At 66.4% G+C, this 5,172-nt stretch carries 4 protein-coding genes; 3 read left to right on the forward strand and 1 reads right to left on the reverse strand.

The features are described 5' to 3' along the window. Window positions 1-495: 495 nt before the first annotated feature. The 3 genes from ABZT03_RS42965 (at window position 496) to ABZT03_RS42975 (ending at window position 4,474) form a co-directional block, all read left to right on the forward strand. Entirely contained in the window at window positions 496-753 is a 258-nt protein-coding gene (locus ABZT03_RS42965; RefSeq protein ID WP_356049596.1) for a hypothetical protein, read from the forward strand. Between the two features lie 137 nt (window positions 754-890). Continuing rightward, on the forward strand, window positions 891-2,072 hold the full coding sequence (locus tag ABZT03_RS42970) for a tyrosine-type recombinase/integrase (RefSeq protein WP_356049598.1): 1,182 nt from the start codon (window positions 891-893) through the stop codon (window positions 2,070-2,072). Further along, window positions 2,069-4,474, forward strand: a complete 2,406-nt coding sequence (locus ABZT03_RS42975) for a site-specific integrase (protein ID WP_356049600.1) — start codon at window positions 2,069-2,071, stop codon at window positions 4,472-4,474. The genes ABZT03_RS42970 and ABZT03_RS42975 overlap by 4 nt, the downstream gene beginning before the upstream one ends. Window positions 4,475-4,571: 97 nt before the next feature. Here ABZT03_RS42975 and ABZT03_RS42980 read toward each other — a convergent pair. Beyond that, on the reverse strand, window positions 4,572-5,172 hold a 601-nt coding region (locus ABZT03_RS42980), incomplete at its 5' end, for an integrase core domain-containing protein (protein ID WP_356049602.1).

Here is a 5,172-nt window from a genome sequence, read left to right on the forward strand (position 1 = left end):
GCGACACGCGACGGCCCCATCCCCAACCATCAGGGACAAAAGGGGCGAACCGACCAACCGGTCAGCAGCTCACAACCCCTGACGAATCGAGGCCAATGCCGCTATTCGCCCTGGCCGCCTACGAACTGCAGCAGTGGTGCTGGCTCCGTCCCGAACCGGAAAACGCCCCATGACGAAGCCCTGACGGTCCTCGCGTCTGGCTGGTCCGTGCACGACGAAGGATCCGGCGACTGCAGCAGCATCCGGCCAGCCGCGCCGCTGGGCGGCCGGCGGTCAGGTCCTGGAGGCGGCCGCAGCATCGGCTGAAGGTACGACCACCCCCAGGTGTGCCTCCATCTCCGTCACAAGACATCGGCCCATTCAGTCTGCCTGGCCGTTTCGAGCACACCAGAACACGCAGCACGCACAGCAAGAGGCGCACCCCACCAAAGCCTCGACAGCTCGGGGTGCGCCTCTCCCATGTCCGCCCTGACGGGCGGGAACGGAGATCCCATCATGCCTGTATCCGGCGCCTTACGGCAGCCGTCGCGCACGCTGGTCATCGCCGCGGCCGTCCCGTTCGCTCTGGCCGTCCTCGCCGACGACGTGCGTGTACGCCGCCACCTCGACGCTGCCCGCCGCGACCCGCTCACCAGCCTGCCCGGCCGCGACGCCCTCCAGGACCGCATCGCCCGCCTCTCCCGCACCCACCGACGGCAACTACACGTCCTGATCGCCGACGCCGACCATGTTGACCGGACTAAGGATGAGTAACTCCGTGTGTCGCAAGTCGAGTTGGTCAGCGATCCGGTACGAGACATGCAGCTATTCGAGGGAGGAGCTGCATGTCTTCATCCGTCGAGGTCCCAAGGGATCTCCAGTCAATCCGTCTTGCCCGCTGGGGTCGGGTCGTGCCTGTCAACGACGTGATCCCGTACGTGGTCGTGGACCCGGACGGTCGCCCGGTCGAGCCGATCCGGCGCTTCCTGCGCGACTTCGTGGCCCGCGGTCACTCTGCGGGCAGTGTCCGCAGTTACGCCTTTGACCTGCACCGTTGGTGGAGGTTTCTGCATGCCATCGAGGTGCCTTGGGACAGGGTGACGTCCGCGGAGGTGCGGGACTTCGTGCTGTGGATGGGGCAGGCGAAGAAGCAGCGGCGGGCGCCGCGGACGAAGTCGGCGGCAACTGCCGGGCAGGTCAATCCGATCACGCGTAAGCAGTATCCGGGTGACGGCTATGGCGCCCGGACGATCCGGCACAGCAATGCGGTGCTGCGCTGCTTCTACGAGTTCGTCATCGATGCCGGCGACGGCCCGCTGGTCAACCCGGTGCGGCGGGACCGGGGGCGGCGTGGTCGGGCGAATGCCCATCACAACCCGCTGGAGTCGTTCCGGCCGGAAGGCCGGTTGCACTACAACCCCAAAGTGCCCAGGCAGCGGCCTCGGGCCATGCCGGATGAGCGCTGGGTCGAGCTCTTCGCGGCGATGCGATCCAATCGAGACCGGGCGATTTTGGCGCTTGCCGTGAGCACGGCGGCCCGGGCTAGCGAACTCCTCGGTATCCGAGCCGCTGACATCGACTGGGGCGACCAGCTTGTCCAAGTCCGCCGCAAGGGCACGGGCGCCCTGCAGTGGCTGCCGGCCAGCGCGGAGGCGTTCGTCTGGCTGCGCCTCTATCTGGATGAGCTGAAAGATCTCGGCCCAGCCGATCCGGTCTGGTGGACCCTGCGGCGTCGAAAGAAGCCAGGTGAGGACCTGACGCGGCGACCGCTGAACTACGACGCCCTGCGGGCGGTGCTGCGCCGGGTGAACGACGTGCTCGGCACGAACTGGACCATGCACGACCTGCGGCACACCAGTGCCCTGCGCATGGTCCGGTCGCACAAGCTCTCCCTGCGGGACGTGCAGGTCATCCTCGGTCATGCCCACCTGACCACGACCCAGGTCTACCTCGCCGAAGACGACGAGGAGGTCTTGCGGCGTGTCCATCGCTATCTCGCCGACCGCGAGGAGGCTGCCGCAGAGCCGAAGCCGGTGGCCGTCGGCTACGACGCCGATGACCTGGCCGTCCTCCTTGGAGGTGTCGCGCCGTGAGCACCGATGTCACCACCGTCACCGCTGTCCCGCTCCCGCGACCGCCGCGGGAGGAGGCGTCGCTCACGGCACCCGCATTGCGGCTCGGCCCGCTGGATCAGAGTGAGCCCGGCGAGGTGCTGGCAGCGGCTGTCCGGCACGCGGAGCGCCTGGGTTACACCGACAAGCGCAAGCGTGATCTGCGCCGCGGGGTTCCCATCATCCTCACCTGGCTGGCGTCCCATCCGGGAGCGGGGTGGCAGGAGCGGTGGCTGGCCTCGCAGGCCGACGCGGACCTGGGCTGGCTCAGCATGATCCCGTCCGACTCCACCGCCGGGACGGTGCACCGGCGGGCCACGAACGTCGCCGGCATCGCGAGTCTGCTGCTGAACCAGGTGATCCTGCCCGGCCATGGCTTCCTTGCCGGCTACTACTCGCTCACCTTGTTTCGGGATGTGTGGCGATCGATCCAGCCCGAGGTATTCGAGCGCATTCTTCAGCAGGCCAAGGACGACGGCATGGTCGAACGGCGCCTGATCGAAGGCATGAACGTGCTGTCGAAACTGGTACTGCACACCGGCCGGGGTCCGGATCAGCTCACCGCGGAGGACTTCGAGGACTTCCGGCACTGGGGCCTGGCGAAGAACGGACTCGTGCCACACGGCATCTACCCGGCCTGGGACCTGCTGCGAGGCGTCGGCATCCTGCCCAAGTCCGTCTCCTACAAGGCCTTCCAGCACCAGGGCCAACGGCCGACCGCTGAGCTAGTCGACCGCTATCGGCTGCGCTGCAAGCCAGTTCGCGACGCACTGGTGCGTTATCTCGAAGAGCGCCGGGCGGGCCTGGACTACGTGTCGTTCCAGCACATGCTCATCCACCTTGTGTCCTGCTTCTGGGCCGACATCGAGGCCCACCACCCCGAAGTCGACAGCCTTCACCTGCCGGATGAGGTGGCCCTGGCCTGGAAAGAACGGATGAAATACGTCACCAAACGGAGGGACAAGCCCCGCCCGCGCAAGGGCTACCTCCACGTCCTGGTCCAGGTCCGCAGCTTCTACCTCGACATTCAGGAATGGGCCCTGGAGGACCCGAGCTGGGCACCGCACGCCGTTCCCAGCCCGGTGCGCCGCGGCGACACCGACGGACTGCAAAAATACCGGCGCCGCACCCGGGCCCACATGCACCAGCGGGTCCGTGAACGGCTTCCGCGCCTGCCCGCGTTGGTAGCCGCAGCCGAACGGCACCGCGCCGCCCAGGAAGCGCTGCTGACCGCCGCACGAGCCGCCCCCATCGGCGAGCGGTTCGAGCACGACGGCGTCCCCTATTTGCGGTTCATCTACAAGACGTGGGTGCGGAACACACACCGCTCCCGCCCCGAAGCGGTCATGGTCGAGAACCTCGCCACTGGTGAGAAGACCGATCTGTTCCAGAGCGAGGACGACGCGTTCTGGGCCTGGGCGGTCATCGAGACGCTCCGGCACACCGGCATCCGCCGCGAGGAACTACTGGAGATCACCCACCTTGCACTGGTGTCCTACCGGCTTGCCGACACCAGCGAACTCGTTCCGCTGCTTCAGATCGTGCCGTCGAAGAGCAACGAGGAACGGCTGCTGCTGATCAGTCCGGAGCTGGCAAGCGTCCTGGCCACGGTCGTCACCCGACTTCGCCGAACCAACGGCGGGACGATTCCTCTCACCAGTCAGTACGACCCTCACGAACGCACCTTTGGCCCGATGCTGCCTCACCTGTTCCAGCGTCGGACGCGAGGACACCGCAACGAGGTCATGTCCCACACGACGGTCCAGAAACTGCTGGACAGCACTCTGGCTCGCACCGGTCTGCGGGACGCCGCGGGCGAGCCGTTGAAGTTCACGCCACACGACTTCCGCAGGATGTTCGCCACCGAAGCAGTCACCGGCGGTCTGCCCGTCCATATCGCTGCCCGGCTGCTGGGGCACGAGGACCTGTCCACCACGCAGGCCTACCTGGCGGTCTTCCAGGAAGACCTGATCCGTTCCTACCGATCCTTCCTGGACCAGCGGCGATCCCTACGGCCGCCCGCCGAATACCGCGACCCGACGGACGACGAATGGCGCGAGTTCCAGCAGCACTTTGCGTTGCGCAAGCTCGAACTCGGCACCTGCGGACGGCCTTACGGGACGCCCTGCAGGCACGAACACGCTTGCATCCGCTGTCCCATGCTGCGAGTCGACCCCGCTCAACGGAACAGGCTGATCGAGATCATCCGCAGCCTCACCGATCGCATCGCAGAAGCCAAACTCAACGGCTGGCTGGGTGAAGAAGAAGGCCTCCGAATCAGCCTCGAAGCCGCCCGCAACAAGCTGACGGCCATGGACCGCACCCGAAACCAGACCACAGCCCGCATCGCTGACCTCGGAATCCCGCAGATCAGAAAACCCTGACCACCACGCGGGGCGCGGCCCACCTACCAAGCACGCCGCACCCCGCCTCCACTCGCATGGCGGAACCTGTCAACGTGATCAAGGCAGGTAGGTCGTTCTATCGCTGTGCCGGGATCGTTTGGTCGTCGGGCTGGGGTTGGTCGGGCTTGTTGATCCAGGCGGCCGTGGGGAGCTTGGGTGGCTGGGGGGCCTTGCGGACGAACCGTTCGGGGTGCTTCTCGTAGACGCCGGCGAGGACGTCGGCGCGCATCTCGCATAGCTGCTCGGCGAGGCCGAAGTGCACGTCGAAGGGCGTGTGCATCGCTATCCCGGAGTGGCGGTGCTCCAGGTTGTACCAGTCGAAGAACCGCTCGCACCAGGCACGGGCGTCCTCGACGCAGCCGAACCGGTCGGGGAAGTCGTGCCGGTACTTGAGGGTCTTGTACTGGCTCTCCGAGTACGGGTTGTCGTTGGAGGTCTTCGGCCTGGAGTGCGACTTGGTGACGCCCAGGTTCGACATCATTTGCGCGACGTTCTCGGCGATCATCGGCGACCCCCGGTCGGAGTGGATCGTCAACTGTCCGTATTCCACTTTGTACTTGGCGATCGAGGAGGACAGGAACTGCTCAGCCAGTTCCTTGTTCTCAGCTGTGGCGAGCATCCAGCCGACGGTGTAGCGGCTGTAGATGTCGATGATCGTGTAGAGGCAGTAGTAGCTG

Source organism: Streptomyces sp. NPDC005574 (assembly GCF_040605435.1).
Lineage (GTDB): Bacteria > Actinomycetota > Actinomycetes > Streptomycetales > Streptomycetaceae > Streptomyces.